This window comes from Bifidobacterium pseudolongum subsp. pseudolongum DSM 20099, from assembly GCF_000771225.1.
In the GTDB taxonomy this organism is placed as follows: Bacteria; Actinomycetota; Actinomycetes; order Actinomycetales; family Bifidobacteriaceae; genus Bifidobacterium; species Bifidobacterium pseudolongum.
The window spans coordinates 468,530-493,169 of sequence record NZ_JDTZ01000002.1 but is presented as its reverse complement, the minus strand read 5'-3'; the positions used below and the strand labels follow the sequence as shown (position 1 = coordinate 493,169).

The window sequence follows — 24,640 nt, the reverse complement described above, 5'->3', positions numbered from 1 at the left end:
GGCGGCGATCTGGCCGAGCTCGGCACCGACGCCGCCACCAACGCCACGCAGGCGAACGCGCTGATCGACGCCGCCGTGCAGCTCGTCGCCTCGCAGCAGGGCATCGCTGTGGCCAAGCCGTCCGCCGGCGGGTCCGCGGGTGGTGCGGTCGTCGATTCCGCCGCGCTCGACGCGTTCGCCGCGCAGGTGACCGGCTCCGACGGCGTGCTCGCACAGACCGCGCGCTTCGTGCTCGGCAGGCTCGGCCTGGACGAGCCCACCCCCGCACCTGAAGACGACGCCAATGCGGCGGTCGTGGCGGCGGTGGAAGCCGAGCTCGGCGCCGACTGGCCCGAGCAGGTGGCGCCGCGCTTCGACGCGCGCAAGGCGATCCTCTTCGACGACCGCTGGGCGAGCGCGCGCGAAGACTTGGCCCGCGCGTTCTACAACAACGATTCGGCCGCACTCAGTGGCGACTTCACGGCGCTCGGCGAGGCCGTGGCCGCCGAGGCGCGCTGGTTCGCCGAACAAGCGCGCGAAGACGGCCGCGCCGAACTCGCCGATCGCTATGCGCAGATCGCCGAAGTCGCGGCCGCGCCTGCAAGCGCCGAGCCCGCGCCGTATGCGGGCGACGTGGCCGTCGTGACCGGCGTGGCGCCCAACTCGATCGCCGCGCAGGTCGTCAATGGCCTGCTCGCCGGCGGTGCAACCGTGATCGCCACATCGCACAGCTTCCGCCCGTCCGTCAAGGCGTGGGCGCGCGAGACCTACCGCACGCATGCCCGCGCCGGTGCGCAGCTGTGGCTCGTCCCGGCGAACCTGTCGAGCTACCGCGATGTGGACGCGCTCGTGGACTGGGTCGGCCATGTGCAGAAGAAGACGAGCGGAGCCACGACCACAGTGCTCAAGCCGGCGTATGAGCCGAGCCTGTTCTTCCCCTTCGCCGCGCCGCCGGTGCACGGTTCGCTCGCCGATTCGGGCGCGCTGTTCGAATCGCAGGCGCGCCTGATGCTGTGGGGCGTGGAGCGTGCGATCGCCGGATTTGCCGCAATCGGCGCGGACACCGACGTGCAGCACCGTCTGCATGTGGTGCTGCCCGGCTCGCCGAACCGCGGCGTGTTCGGCGGCGACGGCGCGTACGGCGAGGTCAAGAGCGCGTTCGACGCGATCGTGAACCGTGCACGCGCCGAGCATGACTGGTCCGGCCGTGTCACCTTCGCCCACCCGAAGATCGGCTGGGTGCGCGGCACTGGCCTCATGGGCGGCAACGACCCGCTCGTCGAGGTCGTCGAACGCCACGGCCTGACCACGTATTCCACCGGGGAAATCGCGGAGGAACTGCTCAAGCTCGTGTCCGCCGAAGCGCGCGAACAGGCGCGTACGGCGCCGCTCGACGTGGACCTGACCGGCGGATTGGGCGGCTCGCCGATCGACATCCGCGCCCTGCGCGCCGAGGCCATGGCCGACGCCGCGCTCGGCGATGCGGCCGCAGCCGATGCCGCTGCCGAAGCGCGTGCGCGCGTCAAGGCGTTGCCGAGCCCGCATGTGCCGCGGCAGGCGCGCGTGGACCTCGCTGAATGGCAGGGCGTGACCGCGCGCCCCGAAGACCAGATCGTGATCGTCTCCGTGGGCGAACTCGGCCCGTGGGGCTCGGGCCGCACGCGCGCCGAAGCCGAACTCGGCATCCGCGCGGACGGCCAGGTGGAGCTCTCCGCCGGCGCCGTGCTCGAGCTGGCGTGGGGCATGGGCCTGCTCAGCTGGGCCGATTCGCCCACGCCCGGCTGGTACGATGCAGACGGCAACCTCGTGCCCGAGGAAGACATCGCGCAGCGGTACCACGACGAGGTCGTGGCGAAGTCGGGCGTGCGCCCCTTCGCCGAGGGCATGGGCTCCGACTACCGCGACGGCACCGACGAAGAGGAGGCTGAGGTCTATCTGGACCACGACGTGAGCTTCAGTGTGCCGACGCACGCGATCGCCGAGGAATACGTGAAGATGGACGAGGCGCACACGTCGATTGCGGCCGATGCCGAAAGCGGGGAGTGGACGGTGACGCGCCACGCCGGGTCGATGATCCGCGTGCCGCGCCGCGCCACGATGACACGCACGGTGGGCGGCCAGTTCCCCGATGGATTCGACCCGACCAAGTGGGGCATCCCCGCCTCGATGGTGGGCGACGTGGACCCGATCGCGCTGTGGAACATCGTGACGACCGTGGACGCCTATCTTTCAGCCGGATTCTCGCCGAGCGAGATCCTGCAGTCCGTGCACCCGTCGATGGTCGCAAGCACGCAGGGCACCGGTTTCGGCGGCATGGCGTCGATGCGCAAGCTGTACCTCAACCGCTTCCTGGGCCACGAAATCCCCACCGACATCCTGCAGGAGGCGCTGCCGAACGTCGTGGCCGCGCATGTGATGCAAAGCTACATCGGCGGCTACGGCAACATGGTGCAGCCGGTCTCGGCGTGCGCCACGGCCGCCGTCTCGCTCGAAGAAGGCGCCGACAAGATCGCGCTCGGCAAAGCCGACTTCGTCGTGACCGGCGCAATCGACGACATCGGCGTGGAATCGGTCATCGGATTCGGCAACATGAACGCGACCGCCAACTCGGGCGAGATGCTCGCCAAGGGCATCGAACCACGGTTCTTCTCGCGCGCCAACGACCGCAGGCGCGGCGGGTTCATCGAATCGCAGGGCGGCGGCACCGTGCTCCTGACGCGCGGCAGCATCGCGCTCGAACTCGGCCTGCCCGTGGCCGGCGTGGTTGGGTTCGTGCATTCGTACGCCGACGGCGCGCACACGTCGATCCCCGCGCCGGGGCTGGGCGCGCTCGCCGCTGGCATGGGCGGGCGCGAGTCCAAGCTCGTGCGCAACCTGGCGGCGCTCGGCGTGGCGCCCGACGACATCGCCGTGGTCTCGAAGCACGACACCTCCACGAACGCGAACGACCCGAACGAATCCGAGCTGCACAACACGCTCGCCCATGCGATCGGGCGCGCCGAGGGCAACCCGCTGTTCGTGATCTCGCAGAAGTCGCTCACCGGCCATGCCAAGGGCGGCGCGTGCATCTTCCAGGTGAATGGCATCACGCAGCTGTTCAGGTCGGGCGTTGTGCCGGCGAACGCGGCGCTCGAGTGCGTCGACCCGAAGCTCGCGCGCGACGACCACATGGTGTGGCTGCGCGAACCGCTCAACCTGGGCGCGCGCGGCACGGTGAAGGCCGCGCTCGCCACGTCGCTCGGATTCGGGCATGTGAGCGGGTTCGTCGCGCTTGTGCACCCCGGCGCGTTCGAGGCGGCCGTGGCGCATACGGCCGGCGCGGAGGCGCTCGAGCAGTGGCGTGAACGCGCGAACGGGCGTCTGGCCGCGGGCCGCCGCCACTTCGAAGAGGGCATGATGGGCCGCGCCGCGCTCTACGAGCCGATCGACAACCGCCGCTTCCGTGAGGACGGCCGCGGGTACGACGCGCACGAGGTCGAAAAAGCGATGCTGCTCGACCCGGCCGCGCGCCTGGGCGCCGACGGCACCTTCGCGTAGCACGGGGGAGCTCCTTAGGGGCCTGCGTGTGCTGAGGGGTGTGGTTCATCGCGCATGATGGACCACACCCTTCTCAGTGGTGGTTGTGGATGGCGTGTTGCGGTTGCGGTGGCCGTCGTGATGGTCTGTCTGGCGGGGTTGGTTCCTAGACTGGCGGTGGCAGGCCATGGTTCGGTGTGAGGAGGCGGTCACGATGGCGATACTTGGCATCGGGCACGATGTGGTGGATGTGCGCGCGTTCGGCGAACAGCTTGAGATGCCGGGGTCGCGGGGGAGGAGCCTCTTCTCCGCGCGCGAACTGCGGCAGGCGCGGATGCGCGCCGGGTGCAAGAACGACGGCGAGGCCGTGCACCTCGCGGGCAAGTGGGCCGCCAAGGAATCGGCTGTCAAGGCGTGGTGCGCGGCGCTTGGCGAGGTGTCGGCACCGTACACGCTCGACAACACGCCGTGGAGCGGCATCGAGATTCTCGGTGACGCGCGCGGCGTGCCGCATGTGCTGCTGCAGCCGGCCGTGCACGCCGAGCTCGTGTGCTCGCTCGCGCACGCGGAAGGCGCGAGTGCGGCGGGCGTGCCGCGTGGGGCCGGTGTGTCTGATGCAGTTGGTGTGGATGGCGGTGATGGGCCGAGCGATGTGTCTGGCGCACTTACCGGTGCGCGCACGTCTGGGGCATCCGATCCCGTGCAATTGCGCTGGCATCTGTCTATTTCGCATGATGGGCCGATTGCCTCCGCGGTGGCCGTCCTGGAACGCGCGGAGTGATGCGCGGGTGCGTGGTGGGCCGGATGCGCGAGGTATGGGTGCCGCTCCACCTTGGAAGGATGCGGGGAAGATCCAAGGGCATGGGTGGGGCGGAGGGAGCGGTGGCCGTCGGCGAGCGGGTTTCTCGCTGGTTGGACGCTTCGGCACCCCTTGTGTATAATGGCACACGTTGTTTCGCGAGAGGCAGCATGCGGACGTAGCTCAATGGTAGAGCCTCAGTCTTCCAAACTGATTACGCGGGTTCGATTCCCGTCGTCCGCTCCACTGAAAACGGCTGATTTCCAACGAAATCAGCCGTTTTTCGTTTATGCTGGAACAGTATAAGTGGGGTTATAACCCGGTTTTGTGTTGATTGCGACTTGGGTGGTGCCGTGTGGGTAGCGTGTGACCATTGAAGCGCACGGGTGGCTGTCACGAGTGATTTGCGACAGTTACTAGGCGTATCTGTCGCAAATATCATTGCCGCTGCGTGTTTTCGGACAGTTACAGATGGTTGTCATGTTCAGCGGCTTCGGATATGATTTTCGTCAGGGGTACTCAGGGATTCGTCATCCGACAGCGCAGATCGCATGAAGTAGGTAGACATGAAGTGCCGCGTACCTCGGCCGATTTTGGCCGTTGGTGGCTAGGAGGTAGACGCGCGGTGCCGCCGGATGTGTTTGGCGTGGTTGTATGTGGCTAGTGGGTAGACATAGGGTGTCATCAGTTTCGTATCTAATGGCTGTTGGTGGCTAGCTAGTAGGCATGGGGTGCCATCGGCCGCGTGGCTGATGGCTGTTGGTGGCTAGGGGATAGACGCGCAGGGCCGCTGGATACGTGTGGTGGGGGTATGAGCAATTAGGGGTGGGCATCGTCAGCTGCCGCACCAACGGTTGCGCACGAATTGTACGCAGAAAATGGGGTGCTGCGTACAATCCTTACGCAAACAGACGGCTGTAGGGCGTAAGGGGCACTGCAGACCGAGGTAGGGGCGGAGCTGGAGACCATGGGCAACCTGCATGGGTCGCCGCAGACCGCAGAGAATCATCGCTTTGACCCCGCGGATGCGTCCAGCTCGAAGCCGCTGCGGAACACCGGGAGAAGAACACCGTCACACGCCCCCGGCCGCTCCACCCACACACGGCCTCTGGCAGCTGAATCGACGCTTGTGCACTAGGGTTGCGCTAGAGTTGCGGCTAGAACATAGGGTGGCGCGCCACCGCTTCGGGCGTCGCGCACGCCGCTCCACGACCCGATGCGCACGGACATATGCGCACAGACGCATATACATATACGTATACAAATGCATGCAATGCACACGGCGAGCCACAGGAAGGCGGTTGACGAATGCGCTGCGACCCGCACACCACAGACCCGCACCACTCGCGGCGGCACACAGGTAGCAATCAGACCGTTGCAACCGAGACACCCACTGGGGTGACTGCTGAGTCAACCACGGGGGCAGTCACCGGGACGGCTTCCCCCGCAGCCGCGGCGCGCGTGCGCACCGAGGAGGCGGCGGCGCGCAACGAGCCTTGCCCCGCCGCCACACACCCCGCCGCCGGCGAGGATGTGGAGCTCAATGTGGTGTCGAAGCACCCGGACGCCACCATCCCCGAATCAGACATCTCGCTCGCCGACATCGAACGCAAACGCGCGCATCCTCTGCGCACGCTGTGCTATATCGTGCTCGTGCTCGCCGCGCTCATCCTGCCGTACTGGGCCGGCCGCACGGTCGGTGTGCAGCACACCGCGTGGGTCGTGGAGTGTTTCGGCGCCATCGACCCACGCGCGATCGCCCTGGTATCATGGTCGATCACGGTGTTCGCCGTGCTGTCGGTCATCATGCTCATCATCGACCGGATCAAGACGCTGTGGTTCACCCTGTTCGTGGTGCTGTTGTGCATTGAGCAGTTCATCGGCGGCGTGGCGATGCTCCGCTTCGACTTCTGGCATTCCACATACGTGATCTACGGCGGCGCCGCACGCGTGGCGAACGCCGCCGACCTGGGCATTATCGCCGCCGGCCTGGCGCTCGCCGTGTTCGCTGTGGTGTGGGTGGGACTGCTCATCACCATCAAAAAGGACTCGCCGCTCAACGTGCTCACGCATGTGTGGACGTCGCTGATCCTGCTGCTCGTCTTCGAGACGGTCGCACTGCTCATCGTGATGTTCGGCGGTCTGCTCACGGTCGTATAGTCACGGTGCCGTGGGCACGGCCGCTCACAACAGTCCGACGCGGCGCAGATTCTCCTTCACGTGCGCGCAGCTCGCCTGGAATTCGCGCAGTTCGGCGTCGGTGAGGTCGAAGTGCAGCACTTCTTCGACCCCGTTGGCGCCGATGGTGCACGGCAGTGACGTGAAGAAGCCGCTCTCGCCGTAGTCGCCGGTCATGAGCGTCGAACACGGCGTGATGTAGTGTTCGTTCGACACGACAGCGCGCACAAGGCGCACGGCGGCGTCGGCCACCGCGAATTCGGTGCACTGTTTGCCCGCGTAGGTCACGTATCCGCCGCGCCGTGCCTCCTGCTCGACCTGCGCCTCGTCGAAGCCGAAGCGTTCCGGCTGTTCCTCTTTGAGCTGCGCGAGCGGCTTGCCGCCGAAGTTGACGGCGCTCCATGCGGCGAACATGCTGTTGCCATGCTCGCCGAGCATATAGGCGCAGATCGAGTGCTGGTCGTAGCCGGCCGCGCGCGAAAGCGCGTGTTTGAGGCGGCTGGAGTCGAGCGCGGTGCCGGTGCCGATGATGCGGCGCGGGTCCATGCCGGAGAGTTTCCAGATTTCGGTGGCGACGACGTCGCACGGGTTCGAGATGGTGACCCAGACGCCGTTGAACCCCGCGTCGGCGATCGGTTTGATGAATGTCTTCGCTGTCTCGGTGGTGTAGAACAGTTCGCCGTCGCGGTCCTCGCTCGCGAGTCTGACCTTGCCGGCGGCGTTGACGATGACGTCGCATTCGGCGAGCCGCGCATAGTCCTCGCCGCAGTTGACGAGCGCCACGTTGTGCGGGCAGAAGGCGAGCGAATCGCCCAGATCCTGCACTTCGGCGGCGAGCTTGGCGCTGTGGTCCTCGTCTCCCGAGCATTGCTCCGTCATATACAGTTCGTCGCCAATGCCCTGCAGCACGAGGCTGTTCGCCACATGCGCTCCCACATGCCCCATGCCGACGATGCCGATTTTCGTGACAGTGCCCATGTTGTTCCTCCTTGGTGGTTCGGGTGGATGCCGCAAATCGATGGTTGCGCACATTGTAGGGATCGGTCTGTTGCGCCCATGCGGGTCGCGGGGGCGGCTCTTCGCTCGGTGAACAAAAAGGTCACATGGTGGGCAGTCGCGGGGAGTGTATACACTGTCTCTTTGGCGTGTTTTCGCCCGCGGATAGAGAGCGCTCCGGCATAATGCCGGCGGCACCGCGCAGTGCAATAAAGGAGGATGCCGTGGCATTGACGGCTGAAGAAAAGCAGGACATCATCGCTAAGTACGCTACCCATGAGGGCGACACCGGCTCCCCGGAGGTTCAGATCGCGCTGCTCACCAAGCGCATCGCCGACCTGACCGAGCACCTCAAGGAGCACAAGCACGATCACCACTCGCGTCGTGGTCTGCTGCTCATGGTCGGTGACCGTCGTCGTCTGCTTGATTACCTCAAGGGCGTTGACATCAACCGCTACCGTGCTCTGATCGAGCGTCTGGGTCTGCGTCGATAAGACATTCTTCCGCCCGAGTCCGGCACGCCGGCTCGGGCTTTTTGCTGCCGCCGTGAGCGAAGCGGGGCATGAGCCCGATCCTCGCACCATGGCTGGTATTACAATGAAGCACTGGTGGAATCACGCGGCATGCGGTCGGGCTGACCGCCTGCCACAGCGCGCGGACCGCGCGCGACATAATCACGGCCTTGCGGCACGCGAGCCGTAGGCCCGACGAGGATGTTTGTAGGAAACAGAACAAAACAAAAGGAGGAACCCTATGGAGGGTCCCGAAATCAAGGCTGTGGAAGCAGTCATCGACAATGGTTCATATGGCAAGCGCACGCTGCGCTTTGAGACGGGCCGCCTCGCACAGCAGGCTGATGGTGCGGTGGCCGCCTATCTCGACGACGACTCCATGGTGCTGTCGACCACGACCGCCGGCAGCAGCCCGAAGGAGAATTACGATTTCTTCCCGCTGACCGTCGACGTGGAAGAGAAGATGTACGCTGCGGGCAAGATCCCGGGCTCGTTCTTCCGCCGCGAAGGCCGTCCGAGCACGGAGGCTATCCTTGCGTGCCGCATCATCGACCGCCCGCTGCGCCCGCTCTTCCCGCACACACTGCGCAATGAGGTGCAGGTTGTGGAGACGGTGCTCGCCGTCAACCCCGACGATTCGTACGACATGATTGCGCTCAACGCGGCGTCCGCTTCGACGCTGATCTCCGGCCTGCCGTTCTCCGGCCCGGTCGGCGGCGTGCGCCTGGCCCTCATCGACGGCCAGTGGGTCGCGTTCCCGCGCTGGAGTGAGCGCGAGCGCGCCGTCTTCGAGATTGTGGTCGCCGGCCGCGTGATCGAGAACGGCGACGTCGCTATCGCGATGATCGAGGCCGGTGCCGGCAAGAACGCATGGTCGCTCATCTACGACGAGGGCCAGGCCAAGCCGGACGAAGAGGTTGTGGCCGGTGGCCTTGAGGCGGCGAAGCCGTTCATCAAGGTGCTGTGCGATGCGCAGAACGAGCTCAAGAAGATCGCCGCCAAGGAGACGCGCGACTTCCCGCTCTTCCCCGAATACACCGACGACCTGTACAACCGCATCGACGAGATCGCGCACGCCGACCTCGACGAGGCGCTCTCGATCGCCGAGAAGCTGCCGCGCCAGGAGCGCATCCACGAGATCAAGGAGCGTGTGCGCGAAACGCTGTCGGTCGAGTTCACCGACATGGACGAGGCAGAGAAAGACAAGGAACTGGGCAACGCGTTCAAGGAACTGCAGCGCCAGATCGTGCGCCGCCGCATCCTGACCCAGGACTACCGCATCGACGGCCGTGGCCTGCGCGACATCCGAACGCTTTCCGCCGAAGTGGACATTGTGCCGCGCGTGCACGGTTCCGCGCTCTTCCAGCGTGGCGAAACGCAGATCCTGGGCGTTACGACGCTCAACATGCTCAAGATGGAGCAGCAGATCGACGCACTGAGCGGCCCGCAGACCAAGCGCTACATGCACAATTACGAGATGCCGCCGTATTCGACCGGTGAGACCGGACGCATCGGCACCCCGAAGCGCCGCGAGATCGGCCATGGCGCGCTCGCCGAAAAGGCGATTGTGCCGGTGCTGCCGGGCCGTGAGGAGTTCCCGTACGCGATCCGTCAGGTCTCCGAGGCCATCGGTTCGAACGGCTCCACGTCGATGGGTTCCGTGTGTGCCTCCACGCTGTCGCTGCTGGCGGCCGGCGTGCCGCTCAAGGCCCCGGTCGCGGGCATCGCGATGGGCCTCGTCTCGGGCGATGTGGACGGCGAACACGTCTACAAGACGCTCACCGACATCCTGGGCGCCGAAGACGCGTTCGGCGACATGGACTTCAAGGTCGCCGGCACCGCCGACTTCATCACCGCACTGCAGCTCGACACGAAGCTCGACGGCATTCCGGCCGACGTGCTCGCCGGCGCGCTCAAGCAGGCGCATGAGGCCCGCACCACGATCCTCGAAGTGATCAACGAGTGCATCGACGGCCCGGCCGAGATGAGCCCGACCGCGCCGCGCATCGTCACGATCACGATCCCGGTCGACAAGATCGGCGAAGTCATCGGCCCGAAGGGCAAGATGATCAACCAGATCCAGGAGGACACCGGCGCCGAGATCACGATTGAGGACGACGGCACGGTCTACATCGCTTCCGAAGGTGGCGACGCCGCCGAGAAGGCGAAGGAGATCATCGACCAGATCGCCAACCCGCATGTGCCGGAAGCCGGCGAAACATACACGGGCAAGGTCGTGAAGACCACGAGCTTCGGCGCGTTCGTCAACCTGACCCCGGGCACCGACGGCCTGCTGCACATCTCGCAGATCCGCAATCTCGCCGACGGAGAACGCATCGACGCCGTCGAGGATGTGCTCAAGGAAGGCGATACCGTTGAGGTCGTCGTGCAGGGTGTGGATGACCGCGGTAAGATCTCGCTCGCGATCCCGGGCTTCGAGAACCAGGAGTCCTCGGCGCCGCGCCGTGACCGCGATGACCGCCCGCGCCGCGATGACCGCCGCCGTGACGACCGCCGTTCTGAGCGCCGTCCGCGCCGTGACCGCGATGACCGTGATTTCGATTACGATGACCGTCCGCGCCGCCGCCGCGACTACGACGACGACTATGATGACCGTCCGCGCCGCCGTTCGCGCCGCGACGACGACCGTGACTATGACGATCGTCCGCGCCGCCATCATGAGGACCGCGATGATCGTCCGCGCCGCCGCCGCAACGACGACCGCAATCCGCGGTACGCCGCCGACGAGAACTACGACGAGTACCGCGCCGGCCGCGAGGAGCGCCATGAGCGTCCGCGCCGCCGTGTGCGCCGCGACTTCGACCCGTTCGAGGACTGATTGCCCGTGGCTGATGCGTACGTTTGCGGTGACGCATGAGCCATGGTGACCAACCAGCTGGGCCCTGTGCTGTTTGTTCAGCACGGGGCCTTGTACATAATTTGCGGCAGTGCATGCGGGACGTCCGTGCCCGCGAGATGGACAGCGTCGTCAGCGGCATATCGCTGTCATGAGACAATGGGGCCCAATGTCTGGCGCCGGCCAGGCGCCATAGGATAAGGAGAACCAGGAATCATGAGTGGGTGGATCATCGCCCTCATCGTCATCGCGGTCATCGTGGTGATCGGTGTGTGGATCATCAGCATGTACAACAGCCTCGTCGGCATGCGCAACCGCGTGGGCAACGGCTGGTCGCAGATCGATGTGCTGCTCAAGCAGCGCGCCGACCTGATCCCCAACCTCGTGGAGACGGTCAAGGGCTACGCGGGCCACGAGTCATCCGTCTTCACGCAGGTCACGCAGGCGCGCGCCGGTGTGATGGCCGCGGCGAGCGACCCGAACGCGACACTCGAGCAGCGTGCCGCGGCCGAGCAGCAGCTGAGCAACGCGATGGTCAACCTGCGCGCCACGGCCGAGGCGTATCCGGACCTCAAGGCGAACCAGAACTTCATGAACCTGCAGGACCAGCTGCGCCAGATCGAGGACAAGATCGCCTACGCGCGCCAGTTCTACAACGATGTGGTGCTCAAGTACAACAACCGCATCATGCAGGTGCCCACCAACATCATCGCCGGCATGTTCCACTTCGTGCCCGCGCAGTATTTCGCCGCCGACGAACAGTCGCGCCAGGTGCCGCAGGTCAATTTCACCGGCGCCGCACCGCAAGTGCGGTTCTGACAGCCCCGCGCCGCGCCGCTAGGAGCGTCACATGAGGACCACCACCAAATCTGCCGCACTGTCACTCGTCATGGGTGTCATCGTCACGGTGTTCGCACTTGGCTTGGGGTATTTGATCGCCACCGAAGGCAACTCGGCGGACCTGACCTACCGTTCGCTCGACTACGATGTGCAGGTCGAAGACAACGGCGACCTACGCATCACCGAGACCGTGGACATCAAGCTCGATAAGCGCGAGGACTCCGACGACAATGTGAAGCCATGGCGCCAGCTGTACCAGACATACCAGCTCAAGAGCTCGAACCTGACGAACATCTCGGACATCAGCGTCAAGAACCTGGGCACGGGGCGCGAGTACACGGAAATCATGCCGCAGAACCCAAGCGATGTCGGGGTCGGCGAGTGGAATTCGCGCTACGCAAACCACTGGTACATCGCCGACGTGACCTACGGCACGTCGGACCCGGACCCGTACATCCCCGAGACCGACGGGCTCAATCCGGACGGCTCCGACGAGCGCACGGTGGAGATCGGATGGAACATCCCCTCCACTGAACAGGCGTCGAGCATGCGCTTCGAAATCGGCATGACATGGCATGGTGTGAGCACCGCATACGACGACGTGACGAAGTTCCAATGGGAACCCTTCGGCGAGAAGAACCAGACGCCGATCGGCGTGGTGCGTGCCACCGTGCGCTTCCCCGAGGGTACGGCCGAAGACGAGTCCTGGGCGTGGCTGCACTACACCGGCAATTCCACGACGAAGCGCATCCCCGGCGGCATAGAGTTCACCGCGTACAACGTGCCCTCCGGCGAATTCCTGGACCTCGTGGTGATGGTCGACGCCGCGCGCACATTCGGCGTGGAACGCCACGGCAGCGGCGATGCCAAGCAATGGACCCTGAATGACGAGGCGCGCCAGGAGCGCGAATGGCATGAGCGCCAACATCGCCGTGCCATCATCAGGCTCGTGATCTGGATTGTGATCGCCGTGTGCGGAACGGCCCTGTGCGTGGCCGCTGTGGTCAGCGCCGTGCGCAGCATCAAGGCCGCCCGATACACCGGGCCAATCGAGTATTGGCGCGAGCCGCCGGACATGAGCCCGGGCGCGGCCGCGAAACTGTATTGTGTGCTCAACGGCAAAGGCGGCGACCTGACGGACCGGCAGATGGCCGCCACCGTCATGTCGCTCGTCACCAAGGGCGCGGTCGCGATCTACCCGGGCAAGGCCGAGACGTACCGCGGCATCGACATGAGCCGCGTCGATTCGGCCGCGCTCGCCGGCATGCTCAGCCAACAGGCGGCCGAAGGCAGGAAGATCGGCAAGACGAGCACCGTGGTGATCAAACCGCGCGCGCTCGCCCCGGACCACAGCGAACTCAACCTGTGCGAGTCGGAGGAGCGCATGCTCCGCCTGCTCACCGAGGCTTACACGCGCCTGCATTCGCCCGTATTCGACCTCAAGCAGATGAGCGCCGCGTTCAAGAAGTGGACCGACGGCCACAAGGAGGTCGACAAGTTCACCACCGCGTGCGCGCGCGAACTCGACGAGCTGCACGCCACCCGCTCGGTGGGCGTGGCCGCGCGCGCATGCGGCATCTTCGCGATGCTGCTGGGTGTGTTCAGCGCGTTGTACTTCCTGATTGTCAACAGCAACCTGGCGCTCGCGTTGTGCATCAGCGCGCCGATGACGATCATCGGCAGCGGCGCGCTTGTGATGAGCCGCACTACCGGCATCACCGAGCAAGGGCAGGAGTATGCCGGCCAAGTGCAGGGGCTGGCACGCTATCTGGAGGACTTCAGCGAGTTCTCCGACCGCGGTGTGCTCGACGTGGCGTTGTGGGGCCGCTATCTGGTGTACGCCACGGCCTTCGGCATCTCGAAGAAGGCGATGGAGCAGCTGCACGCCGCCTACCCGGAGCTTTCCGACGCCGCATGGCTCGATGACCATGCCTCGGGCTCCTCGTCACTGCTGTACTGGTCCACACGCCCGTCCACGATCATCGGCGCTTCGGGCACTGGTTTCGTTGGCGGCACGATTGGCGGGTTCGCCGGCGGCTTCGGCGATCTGGGCACGCAGTTGAGCTCGGGCTTCGCGTCGGTGGGCGCCACGATCACCGCGGCCGCGCCATCGAGTTCCGGCGGTTCCGGTGGCTCGTTCAGCGGCGGCGGCTTCGGCGGCTCGGGAGGCGGCTCCGGCGGCGGCTCGTTCGGCGGCCGCTGACCGGCGCATGGGTCGACAGAGGGAAAGATGGGTTCTCAACGCACCGTTCGGGCGATTGCGGTGTCGCTCGTCATCACGGCGGTCACGGCGGCGGCCGTGCTGTTCCTGGGATTCGACCGGCATGCCGCGGGCGATGGCGGCGCGCAGGTGTCGTACAACACCGTGGACATGCGCGCGCAGATGCTCAAGAACGGCGACCTGCGCGTCACGCAGACCTTCGATTACCGTCTGCGCCCGCGCGGCACACCATGGCGCGAGATGTTCCAGCAGTACACGCTCAGTTCCGACCGCGTGACCAACATCAGCGACATCAGCATCAAGGACCTGACGACGGGCCGCGTGTACACGCAGGACACCACGGTGCACTCGCCGGGCGGGTACGGCGATTACGGTTGGAACAGCGAATGCGCCGGCCGTTGGTACATCGCCGACATCACCCGGTCGCAGACGGCCCCCGAGCCGTACGACGCCGAGCTGGATGTGCTCACACCCACCGCCGTGGGCGAGCCGAAGCAGACGAAGGATGTGGAGATCGGGTGGAACATCCCGTCCACGGCCTCCGCAAGCAGCATGCGCTTTGAACTGTCGATGACATGGCATGGGGTGTCCACGGCGTACGACGACGTGGTGGCGCTCGAATGGGAGCCGTTCAGCGCGCTCAACGCCACCCCCGCCGCGCGCGTGACCGGCACGTTCACCTTCCCCGAAGGCATTGGCGAGTCGAATTCGTGGGCGTGGCTGCATACGGGCGCGGCAAGCGAGACGACGCGCGGCGCCGACGGGTCGCTCCGGTTCACCGTGACCGATTTGCCCGGCGGCGAATACATCAACGTGGTGGTCATGACGGAACGGCGGTCTGATTCCGCCGTCGCACGCACCCAGGCCGGTGCGATGAAACGGCGCATCCTCAACCAGGAACAGTGGGAGGCACAGATCGCGGACGACGACCGGCGCCGCAGGGCGCGTGGGTGAATCGTCATGTGGAGCATCCCCGCCGCGCTCGCGCTCATACTGGCGGTGGCCGCGCTCATCGGCGCCCAACGCGCGTGTGCTCAGGCGCGCAAGGGCACGGAAGGGTTCGTCTATTGGCGCGAACCCCCGGATATGAGCCCCGCCGCGGCCGCCGCGCTCATCACCGATGTGGTGCCAGGCGTCCAAGGGGCCGTGGGAGACCGGCAGATGACCTCCACCTTGCTGTCACTCGCGACCAAGGGGGCGGTGGCCGTCTATCCAGGGTCCGCCGCCGGCTACCGCGGCATCGACCTGAGCCGGGCGGACTGCGTGTCGGTCGGAGAGCGCGCTGCTCGACGTGCTGCTGCGCGCATCCGAGCGGGTGGGCCTGCCGGTGTTCGACTTCAACCAGATGCAGGCCGCCCTCAAGGACTGGCGCCAAGGCTATGCGTGGTTGCGCGGGTTCGAAGACGCGTGCAACGCGGAATACCAGGCCCCGCGCGCCACCGTCCCGGTGGGTGCGGGCGCGCGCAGGGCCTGGCATGCTGGCCATGGTCGTCTCGGCGCTCACCGCGCTCATCTACACGGGCGTATACGGGCAGATTGCGCTCGCGCTTGTCATCTCGCTGCCGCTGTTGTTCGCTTCCGCGTTCGCGATGTCGGTGAGCCCGAGGCAAGCGCTCACTCCGCAGGGCGAGGCCTATGCCGGCCAAGTGGCCGGTTTGATGCGGTACATGGAGGATTTCAGCGAATTCGGCGACCGCGGCGTGTTCGACACCGTGCTGTGGGGTCGGTACATGGTCTATGCGGCGGCCTTTGGCATCAGCGACAAGCTCATGGAGCAGATGGAGCGCGCCTACCCGCAGCTTGCCGACCCGCAGTGGGTCGACGCGCACGAATCCAACGATGGCCTCGTGTATTGGTCCGCGCGCCGCAACCGCGCCATGCGCTCGCGCGGCAGCGGCATCCACTTCGCGTTTGGAGGTGCTGCGGGCGGTGGGTCGTTCGGATCGATGGTCTCCAACAGCTTCTCGTCGGTGGGCGCGGCGGTGCACGGTAGGTGCCCGCGCACTTTTTTGCGTGGCCATGAAAAAGTGGGAGCTGCAGCTCCCACTTTTTGCCTATATCCCCTCGAACACCTTCCACTTTTTGCCAAGGCGCAAAAAAGTGTCAGAAGTCCCAGTCGTCGTCGTCGGTTTCTTCGGCCTTGCCCATCACATATGAGCTGCCGGAGCCCGAGAAGAAGTCGTGGTTCTCGTCGGCGTTCGGTGAGAGCGCGGCCAGGATCGCCGGGTTCACGTCGCATATCTCGTCAGGGAACAGCGCCGGGTACCCGAGGTTCATCAACGCTTTGTTCGCGTTGTAGTGGAGGAACTTCTCGACGTCATCGCTCAAGCCCACCTCGTCGTAGAGCGAATGCGTGTATTCGACCTCGTTCTCGTACAGCTCATTGAGCAGTTCATAGGTGTAGGACTCCATCTCGCTTTGCCGGGCCTCGCCGGCCAAGGCGAGCCCGCGCTGGTATTTGTAGCCGATGTAGTAGCCATGCACGGCTTCGTCGCGGATGATGAGGCGGATCACGTCGGCGGTGTTCGTCAGTTTCGCATGCGCCGAGAAATACATCGGCAGGTAGAAACCGGAGTAGAACAGGAACGATTCGAGCAGTGTGGACGCGACCTTGCGTTTGAGCGGGTCGTCGCCCTCGTAATAGTCGAGCACGATCTGCGCCTTGCGCTGCAGGTGCTCGTTGCGCTCGCTCCAGCTGAACGCTTCGTCGATCTGCTCGCTCGAGCACAGCGTCGAGAAAATCGACGAATAGCTCTTGGCGTGCACCGACTCCATGAACGCGATATTCGTGTAGACGGCCTCCTCATGCGGGGTCAGCGCGTCGGGGATCAGGCTCACCGCACCCACGGTTCCCTGGATTGTGTCGAGCAGCGTCAGGCCGGTGAACACGCGCATCGTCAGCGTGTGCTCGGCCTCGCTCATCGCGCGCCAATCGGGGATGTCGTTCGAGACGGGCACCTTTTCCGGCAGCCAGAAATTGCCGGTCAGGCGGTCCCACACCTCGAGGTCTTTTTCGTCGTCGAGGCGGTTCCAGTTGATCGCGGTCACGCGGTCGATCAATGCGGTCATGATGGGTCCTTTCACAGGTCGTCAGGTGGATTGGCTCAGAGCATGCACGAGACGCAGCCGGCCACTTCGGTGCCTTCGAGCGCCTGTTGGCGGATGCGGATGTAGTAGAGCGTCTTGAGGCCTTTGCGCCATGCGTAGATCTGCGCCTTGTTGATGTCGCGCGTCGTGGCGGTGTCGGGGAAGAACAGCGTCAGGGAAAGCCCCTGGTCCACATGGCGGCTCGCCTCGGCGTAGGTGTCGATGATCGCCTTCCAGCCGATCTCGTAGGCGTCCGCGTACAGCGGCAGGTTCTCGTTCGTCATATACGGGGCGGGGTAGTACATGCGCCCGATCTTGCCCTCTTTGCGGATCTCTATCTTCGAGGCGATCGGGTGGATCGAGCTCGTGGAGTGGTTGATATACGAGATCGAACCGGTCGGCGGCACGGCCTGCAGGTTCTGGTTGTACAGGCCGTCCCGCAGCACCACGCGCCGCAGGTCCGCCCAATCGGCGGCCGTAGGCAGCACCACACCGAAGCGCGCGAAGAGCTCGCGCACCGCCGGCGTGCGCGGCTCGAGCGTCTCACGGCCGTCCACATACCGGTCGAAGTAGTTGCCTTCGCCGGCCGGCTTCGCGTACGCGGAGCGCTCGAATCCGCCGAACGCGCGGCCGCGCTCGCGCGCGAGTTCGTTCGATGCGCGGTAGGCGTGGTAGGCGACGGCCATGAAGTAGCAGTTCGTGAAGTCGAGCGCCTCGTCCGACCCGTACATAATGCCTTCGCGCGCAAGGAACCCGTGCAGGTTCATCTGCCCCAGGCCGATCGCATGGCCCTCCGCGTTCGCGCGGCGGATTGACGGCACGGAGTCGATCCGCGTGGCCTCGGCCACGGCGGTGAGCGCGCGGATCGCCGTGCGCACACTCGCCGCCAGATCGCCGTCCATCGCCTTCGCGATGTTGAGCGAGCCGAGGTTGCACGAGATGTCGCGCCCGACGTGCTCGTAGCTCAGGTCCTCACGGTAGGTGCTCGGCTCCTGCACCTGCAGGATCTCCGAGCACAGGTTGCTCATCGTGATGCGCCCGTCGATCGGGTTCGCGCGGTTTGCGTTGTCGGCGAACAGCAGGTACGGGTAGCCGGATTCGAACTGCACTTCGGCGATTGTGGTGAAGAACGCGCGCGCGTCGATCATCGTGCGGCGGATGCGCTCGTCGGCGAGCATCTCCTCGTAGTGCGCGGTGATGTCCACGTCGGCGAACGGCATGCCCATCACGCGCTCCACATCGTAGGGGCTGAACAGCGCCATCGGCTTGCGTTCCTTGGCCAGTTGGAACGTGATGTCGGGAATCACCACGCCGAGCGCGAGCGATTTGATGCGGATCTTCTCGTCGGCGTTCTCGCGCTTGGTGTCGAGGAACTTGAGGATGTCGGGGTGGTGCGCGCTCAGATACACGGCGCCGGCGCCTTGGCGCGCGCCGAGCTGGTTCGCATAGCTGAACGAGTCCTCGAGCAGTTTCATGACCGGCACGACACCGCTCGACTGGTTCTCGATGTGTTTGATCGGCGCGCCCTCCTCGCGCAGGTTGCTCAGCAGCAGCGCCACGCCGCCACCGCGCTTGCTCAGCTGCAGCGCCGCGTTGATGCCGCGCGAGATCGACTCCATGTTGTCTTCGATGCGCACGAGGAAGCAGCTCACCGCCTCGCCGCGCTGCGCCTTGCCCAGGTTGAGGAACGTGGGCGTGGCGGGCTGGAAGCGGCCAAGCACGATCTCGTCGAGGAAGCGTTCCGCCTCCTCCTCGTCGCCCGCGGCGAGCGCGAGCGCGACGGCGGCGGCGCGCTGCGTGAAGTCCTCGAGGTAGGTCGCGCCGTCGAATGAGCGCAACGCGTACGACCGGTAGAACTTGAACGCGCCCACGAACGTGGCGAACTCGTGGCCCAGGCCGGCGGCGCGCGCATAGAACGCGTCGAGGAAGCTGGGGGAGTAGCGCTCGAATACGGCGCGCTCGTAATACTCGTGGTCGATCAGGTACTGCAGGCGTTCGGCTGTGCTGTCAAATCTCTTGGTGTTGGGTTCGACATGCGTCAACATGAACGCGCGCACGGCGTCCTGATCCTTGCCGAACTGGATGCGCCCATCTTCGCCATACAGATTGAGCATGGCGTTGAGCGCGTGGTAGTCCTGCTGCGGGTTTGATGTGGTGGTCTGGGTCATGGTCGGTCCTGTGGCTGGGTGGGTTCGGTGGCGTGCGTGAAGAACTTGATGAGTCCTTCGCGCACGGCGCGCACATCGGAGCCTGTGCCCATCAGTTCGAAGCGGTACATGAGCGGCACGTGGCATTTGCGCGCGATGATCGGTCCGGCGGCGGCGTAGGCCTCGCCGAAGTTCGTGTTGCCGGAGGCGATGATTCCGCGGATCCATCGGCGGTTGGCGGGGTCGTTGAGGAATCGCTTGACCTGCACCGGCACGGCTTTGGTGGCGTCGCCGCCGCCGTAGGTGGGGCAGATCAGCACAAACGGTTCATTGATTTGGAGCGGCTCGTCGGTGGCGCGCAGCGGAATGCGGGCGGTGTGGATGCCGGCGCTGTCGAACGCGCAGTGCTCCACGAAGCGCGCCGTGTTGTTCGATGCCGACGAGAAATAGACGACGGCGGCCATTTATGCGTTTGCGAGCTGGCGGATTTTGTCGGGGCGGTAGCCGCTCCAGAATTCCTGCAGTTCGGCGCCCATGCTCACCATGACCACCGGTGCTTGTGTGAATCCGGCATCCTGCAGCAGTGAGATATTCGCCTCAGTGATTTGTATTTCGCGGTAGTCCACGCCAACGCGGGTGAGCGCACGCTCGGTGGCGGCGCACTGCTGGCAGTTGTCTTTGGTGTAGACGGTCACGTCCAGTGTGCGCGATTCGGCTTCAGTGATGTCAAGTGTGGCGGAATTTGTCATACGGACACCATATCTCGTGGTTTGCCCGTCATTAAGCCACTAGATGCAGTAGTTCCGGCTGTGAGCAACACCACATTGTGCTGGAAATCGGTGTGGCGGCCGGTGTGTCGAGTGTGGGGCTGGATGCGCGCATGTGGGATTTGTCACATGACCCGCCGCGCACTTTTTCCGGCCCCGGAAAAAAGTGCGCGAGACATGCCGGCGCTTGACACGATAGTGCGCGCTCCAGCGCGCACTATCGTGGGGCGGCTGAAAAATGTGGGGAGGCTGCTACCGTGGGGTCATCATCACAATGGCCACCATAAGGAGAAAAGATGGTACTGCACCGCACCCTGGGCCCATTCGACACCACGGCGATCGGTCTGGGAGAAATGCCGCTGACAATTGAAAACAACCTCGGCCCCAACGTGGGCGTGGAGACGATTCACGCGGCTCTCGACGCCGGCTGCCGTCAGATCGACACGGCATGGGCCTACTACTGCTCGGGCGGTGAGGAACAGACCGGCGAAAAGCTCGTACGCGAGGCCATGGCCAGTTGGAGCGGCCCCAAAGACGAGGTGCTCATCGCCACCAAGGTGGGCCACTACCGCAACTTCACCGACGGCAAGCCCACGTGGGCCGTCGACGGCAGCCCCGAGAACCTGATTCGCCGCGCCAAGGAGAGCGCGCTCGCGCTCGGCGTGGACACGATCGACCTGTTGTACTTCCACCGCCCCGACCCGCGCATCCCCTATGGCGAGTCCATCGAGGCGATCAAGCAGCTCGTCGACGAGGGCGTGGCCCGTGAGGCCGGCGTTTCCAACGCGTCGATCGAACAGATGGACATCGCGCAGGAGATCCTCGGCGAAAAACTGATCGCCGTGCAGAACCAGTTCTCGCCGATCTACACCGAAACCGCAGACACGCTCGAACATGCCGCGCGCATCGGCATCGGCTTCGTGTGCTGGAGCCCGCTCGGCGGTTTCCGCAAGCCGAAGGACGAGTCGAAGTTCGATCCGTTCCGTACAATCGCCGACAAGCGTGGCGTGAGCTACCAGCAGGTCGTGCTCGCCTGGGAGCTCGCGAAGGGCGACCATGTGTTCGTGATCCCCGGCGCGCACCGCCCGGCCACGATCCTCGACAGCCTCAAGGCGGGCGATCTGGAACTCACTCCGGAGGAGCTCGCCTCACTGGGCTGACCCCTGCCTGTACACTGGTCCCTCGTGAATACGCCTGTGATCAAACGTCGTTCCAAACCCGAAGTACTGGCACCGGCCGGCAATCTGCGCGGCCTCATGACCGCCGTGGACTACGGCGCTGACGCCGTCTACTGCGGCGGCAAGGCCTTTGGCATGCGCTCGGCGCCGCGCAACCTGAGCATCGACGACTTCACGCAAGGCGCGCGCTATGCGCATGAGCGCGGCGCGCGCGTCTACGTGACCCTCAACATCCTGCCGCGCAACAACGAGATCACCGCGATCGAACGCTACATCGAGCAGCTGCGCGGCACGGGCGTGGACGCGCTGATCGTCACCGACATCGGCGTGCTGATGATGGCGCGCCGCATCGCGCCCGAACTGGAACTGCACGTCTCCACGCAGGCCGGCGTCACGAACTACGCCGCCGCCAACGCGCTCTACGAACTGGGCGCGCGCCGCGTCGTGCTCGCGCGCGAAATGGACCTGCAGGCCGTGCGCGACATCCGCGCCAACATTCCCGACGACCTGGACATCGAGACCTTCGTGCACGGCTCGATGTGCATGGCGTTCTCCGGCCGTTGCCTCATCTCCAACTACCTGACCGGCCGCGACGGCAACCATGGCGAATGTGCGCAGCCGTGCCGCTGGAAGTATTCACTCGTCGAGGAGAAACGCCCCGGGCAAGTGTTCCCGATCGAGGAGACCGCGCAAGGCACCTACCTGTTCAATTCGCAGGACATGAACATGATGGAGCACCTCGACGACCTGATCGACTCGGGCGCCACGAGCCTCAAGATCGAAGGCCGCTCCAAGAGCGCGTATTATGTGGCGGCGATGACGAACGCATATAAGAGCGCCGTGAACGCATACATGGTGCAGCGCGGCTTCGAAGACGCCGATGGTAACGAGCTCAAGCCGTTCCGCGACCGCGTCATCCGTGCGGGCGAGGAGGGCGCGCAAGACGCCGCCGAACCCGATTCGATCATGCTGCACGCCGACGAGGCGTTCGCCGGCATGCCGAACTGGGACAGCGCGGTCGACGAAGGCGAGCTGTCGAACCGCCAGGCGCGCCGCACCGGCTTGGAACGCCAGACCGAATACGCCGAAGACGCCGGTTGGAAGCACGCCGCCGTGCATCCGGCGCCGCCCGTCGAACTGCCCGACTGGCTGCGCGAGGAGCCGGGCAAGGTGGCGCACCGCGACTACAGCACCGGTTTCTACTACCCCGAACAGAAGGTCACGCAGAACACCGACCGCAGCGCGTATTTCCGCGACTGGCTCGTGGTGGGTGAGGCGCTCGAATGGACGCCCGAAGACGGTGGAAGGCTCACAATCATGAGCCGCAACAAGATCGAACCGGGGCAGCTCGTCGAGATCCTGTTGCCGGGAGAGGCGCCGCTGCAATACATCGTGCCGTCTGAAGGGCTGCGCGATGCCGAAGGCGAGCCGGTCGAACTGATTAACCACCCCGCGCACGTGTTCTCGCTGCCGATGCCGGTCGAGGTTCCCGTCAACGCGGCGCTGCGCTCGCGCACGAAGCGCCCCACGCTCAAAGCAGAATGACCGTTGACGCGAATCTACGGTCAGCGAACATGCGCGCGCCAGCGGAGCGGCTACAGTGGGCGGTATGAGTGCACAAGAACCATCGGCGCAGCCCGCCGAACCACAGCAGAACAACCAGCCCACCGGCGCGGGAGACCACAAGCCAGTGCAGATCAACATGCAGGATCTGCTTGAGGCGGTCCAGTCGCTCGGCAAGAAGACCGTGCGGCAGCAGGACGAGGCCGCGGCGAACGATGCGCGGTACGACGATGCGATCCTCGACAGCTCCGCGATCGAACCGACCGACAGCGAAGGCAACCCGATCCCGGTGACAATCCCGATTGTGCTCGCGCCGAACATCACCGTGGTCTACACCACGCGCCTCGGCGGCGCGAGCACCGACGAATGGGCGCATTTCAACCTGGGCGGCAAGTCCGGCGACGTGCCGGACCATGTGCGCGCGAACCGCGACGCGCTCGCGAACGAACTGCACGCCAAGCTCTCACTGATCAACCAGGTGCATTCGGGGAATGCCATCGACATCGACGAACACTTCGAGCCCAACCGTTCGTTCGGTTTCGACGCTTCGGGCACGCAGGAAGCCGCACCCGTGGATGATGTGGAGGCGGTGGATGGCGCCGTGCAGATCATCGAAGGCGACGCGCAGGTCAGCACGCAGACGGGCATCGCGCTCGGCGTATTCGCCGCGGACTGCCTGCCCGTGCTGCTCGCCGACCCGGTTGCCGGCGTGATCGCCGCCGCGCACTGTGGCAGTAAGGGTCTCATGGAAGGCGTCATCGGCTCCACCGTGGAGATGATGAAGTCCAAGGGCGCCGACCCCGCGCGCATCCTCGCCACGCTCGGCCCCGCGATCTGCGGCGACTGCTACGAGACCGGCGACGCGATCGCCGACGAGTTCGACGCGAAGTTCCCCGGCACCTTCACGCTCACGCGCTTCGGCGGCCCGGGCATCGACATCAACAAGGCCGCACTGATGGCGCTCGACCAGGCCGGTGTGAGCGCGAGCCACATCTATTCGTCGCAGCCGCGCGTCAACGCCGCCACACAGTACCTCGCGCAGGACGCCGAACTCGAGCAGCTGTGCCGTGAGGACAACGAGGGCGCCCCGCAGCTCGACGAACGCATCAAGCACATCCGCCACAGCATGTGCACGCTCGAAAACCCGCTGTGGTTCTCGCACCGCCGCGCCCAGCTCGCGCACAAGGCCCATGAAGGGCGCATGCTCGCGCTGATCGTGCGCCAGTGACCCCATCCCATCCACATCTAAGGAACCACAATGACTACCGCACAGACCACTCCGGTCGTGGCCGTGGTGCTCGCCGCAGGCTCGGGCCTGCGGTTCGACCCGGCCAATCCCAAACAACTCGTCTCGCTTGCCGGCACGCCGATCGTGGGCTGGAGCATCGCCGCGTTCGAACGCAACCCGCGTGTGACCGACATCCTCGTCGTTGCCAACGCGCAGGTGCACCCGGCGATCGAACGGCTCATCACCACGGCCGGCTATACCAAGGTGCAGGCCGTGATTGACGGCGGCACCGAACGCTCCGACAGCACCGAGGCCGCGCTGCGCATGCTCGCCGACCATGGTGTGCCCACCGACGCGAAGGTGCTGATCCACGATTCGGTGCGCCCTTTTGTCTCGCAACAGCAGATCGACGGCTGCATCGACGCGCTCGACGAGTTCAAGGCCGCCACCGTGGCCTGCCCGTCGACCGACACGATCCTGCTCACGCAGGACCTGGGCGACCGCGAGACCGTGGCGCAGGTGCCTGAGCGCCGCCATGCGTTCCGCGCGCAGACCCCGCAAGCGTTCCGCTTCGACACGATCCGCACCGCCTACGGTCTGGCTGCCGACGACCCGGACTTCCGCCCGACCGACGACACCCGTGTGGTGGTGGACTATCTGCCCAACGAGCCGGTTGCGATCGTCGGCGGTTCGCCGCTCAACATGAAGGTGACGACGCAGGACGACATGCCGTTTGCGCGGCTCATCGCCGGTCGTCTGGCCGAGTGATGCC

At 65.5% G+C, this 24,640-nt stretch carries 18 protein-coding genes, 1 tRNA gene and 1 pseudogene; 15 read left to right on the top strand and 5 right to left on the bottom strand.

Going from position 1 to position 24,640, the window contains the following annotated elements:
- The 4 genes from OU02_RS02225 to OU02_RS02210 all read left to right on the top strand — a co-directional run.
- The coding region (locus OU02_RS02225; protein ID WP_033488499.1) for a beta-ketoacyl synthase N-terminal-like domain-containing protein at positions 1–3,516 on the top strand (3,516 nt) is incomplete at its 5' end.
- A gap of 193 nt (positions 3,517–3,709) precedes the next feature.
- Positions 3,710–4,276: a holo-ACP synthase gene (locus OU02_RS02220; protein WP_033488498.1), complete on the top strand. Its 567-nt coding sequence runs from the start codon at positions 3,710–3,712 to the stop codon at positions 4,274–4,276.
- 190 nt (positions 4,277–4,466) lie between these two features.
- Positions 4,467–4,540, top strand: a tRNA-Gly gene (locus tag OU02_RS02215).
- A gap of 1,215 nt (positions 4,541–5,755) precedes the next feature.
- Positions 5,756–6,454 carry a hypothetical protein gene (locus tag OU02_RS02210; protein ID WP_033488497.1) on the top strand — a complete coding sequence of 233 codons (699 nt, stop codon included), beginning with the start codon at positions 5,756–5,758 and terminating at the stop codon, positions 6,452–6,454.
- A 24-nt stretch (positions 6,455–6,478) separates the two neighbouring features.
- On the opposite strand, the gene OU02_RS02205 is transcribed toward OU02_RS02210, so the two are convergent.
- Positions 6,479–7,450, bottom strand: a complete 972-nt coding sequence (locus tag OU02_RS02205) for a lactate/malate family dehydrogenase (protein ID WP_033488496.1) — start codon at positions 7,448–7,450, stop codon at positions 6,479–6,481.
- Between the two features lie 242 nt (positions 7,451–7,692).
- Between OU02_RS02205 and rpsO the strand changes: the two genes are divergently transcribed.
- The 7 genes and pseudogenes from rpsO to OU02_RS09185 all read left to right on the top strand — a co-directional run.
- Positions 7,693–7,962: a 30S ribosomal protein S15 gene (rpsO, locus tag OU02_RS02200; RefSeq protein WP_033488495.1), complete on the top strand. Its 270-nt coding sequence runs from the start codon at positions 7,693–7,695 to the stop codon at positions 7,960–7,962.
- 259 nt (positions 7,963–8,221) lie between these two features.
- Positions 8,222–10,819, top strand: coding sequence for a polyribonucleotide nucleotidyltransferase (locus tag OU02_RS02195; protein ID WP_033488494.1), 2,598 nt, complete (start codon positions 8,222–8,224; stop codon positions 10,817–10,819).
- Between the two features lie 234 nt (positions 10,820–11,053).
- Positions 11,054–11,656 carry a LemA family protein gene (locus OU02_RS02190; RefSeq protein WP_033488493.1) on the top strand — a complete coding sequence of 201 codons (603 nt, stop codon included), beginning with the start codon at positions 11,054–11,056 and terminating at the stop codon, positions 11,654–11,656.
- Between the two features lie 31 nt (positions 11,657–11,687).
- Positions 11,688–13,880, top strand: a complete 2,193-nt coding sequence (locus tag OU02_RS02185) for a DUF2207 domain-containing protein (protein ID WP_033488492.1) — start codon at positions 11,688–11,690, stop codon at positions 13,878–13,880.
- A gap of 27 nt (positions 13,881–13,907) precedes the next feature.
- Positions 13,908–14,852 (top strand): DUF2207 domain-containing protein, encoded by a 945-nt coding sequence (locus tag OU02_RS09155; RefSeq protein ID WP_080720581.1) that lies wholly within the window; start codon positions 13,908–13,910, stop codon positions 14,850–14,852.
- Between the two features lie 6 nt (positions 14,853–14,858).
- Entirely contained in the window at positions 14,859–15,497 is a 639-nt protein-coding gene (locus OU02_RS09190) for a DUF2207 family protein (protein ID WP_080720582.1), read from the top strand.
- Positions 15,383–15,667: pseudogene (locus OU02_RS09185) on the top strand (DUF2207 family protein); the annotation flags it as partial. The gene OU02_RS09190 and the pseudogene OU02_RS09185, both read left to right, overlap by 115 nt.
- A 334-nt stretch (positions 15,668–16,001) precedes the next feature.
- Here OU02_RS09185 and nrdF read toward each other — a convergent pair.
- The 4 genes from nrdF to OU02_RS02160 are packed head-to-tail and all read right to left on the bottom strand — an operon-like array spanning position 16,002 to position 19,881.
- Positions 16,002–16,967, bottom strand: coding sequence for a class 1b ribonucleoside-diphosphate reductase subunit beta (gene nrdF / locus OU02_RS02175; protein WP_033488491.1), 966 nt, complete (start codon positions 16,965–16,967; stop codon positions 16,002–16,004).
- A 35-nt stretch (positions 16,968–17,002) separates the two neighbouring features.
- A complete protein-coding gene (gene nrdE / locus OU02_RS02170; protein ID WP_051918391.1) occupies positions 17,003–19,153 on the bottom strand; it encodes a class 1b ribonucleoside-diphosphate reductase subunit alpha in 2,151 nt (716 codons plus the stop codon).
- The gene (gene nrdI / locus OU02_RS02165; RefSeq protein ID WP_051918392.1) at positions 19,150–19,596 is read right to left on the bottom strand and encodes a class Ib ribonucleoside-diphosphate reductase assembly flavoprotein NrdI; all 447 of its coding nucleotides are present in this window, start codon (positions 19,594–19,596) and stop codon (positions 19,150–19,152) included. The genes nrdE and nrdI overlap by 4 nt, the downstream gene beginning before the upstream one ends.
- Positions 19,597–19,881 carry a glutaredoxin domain-containing protein gene (locus tag OU02_RS02160; RefSeq protein WP_420796582.1) on the bottom strand — a complete coding sequence of 95 codons (285 nt, stop codon included), beginning with the start codon at positions 19,879–19,881 and terminating at the stop codon, positions 19,597–19,599. It abuts the gene before it with no gap.
- A gap of 314 nt (positions 19,882–20,195) precedes the next feature.
- Between OU02_RS02160 and OU02_RS02155 the strand changes: the two genes are divergently transcribed.
- The 4 genes from OU02_RS02155 (at position 20,196) to OU02_RS02140 (ending at position 24,636) form a co-directional block, all read left to right on the top strand.
- Positions 20,196–21,059 carry an aldo/keto reductase gene (locus OU02_RS02155; protein WP_033488490.1) on the top strand — a complete coding sequence of 288 codons (864 nt, stop codon included), beginning with the start codon at positions 20,196–20,198 and terminating at the stop codon, positions 21,057–21,059.
- Between the two features lie 39 nt (positions 21,060–21,098).
- Complete coding sequence (locus OU02_RS02150) at positions 21,099–22,622, top strand: peptidase U32 family protein (RefSeq protein WP_033488591.1); 1,524 nt, start codon at positions 21,099–21,101, stop codon at positions 22,620–22,622.
- A 157-nt stretch (positions 22,623–22,779) separates the two neighbouring features.
- Positions 22,780–23,868: a purine nucleoside phosphorylase YfiH/LACC1 family protein gene (locus OU02_RS02145; protein ID WP_080720583.1), complete on the top strand. Its 1,089-nt coding sequence runs from the start codon at positions 22,780–22,782 to the stop codon at positions 23,866–23,868.
- 30 nt (positions 23,869–23,898) lie between these two features.
- Positions 23,899–24,636, top strand: a complete 738-nt coding sequence (locus tag OU02_RS02140) for an IspD/TarI family cytidylyltransferase (protein ID WP_051918393.1) — start codon at positions 23,899–23,901, stop codon at positions 24,634–24,636.
- Positions 24,637–24,640: the final 4 nt, after the last annotated feature.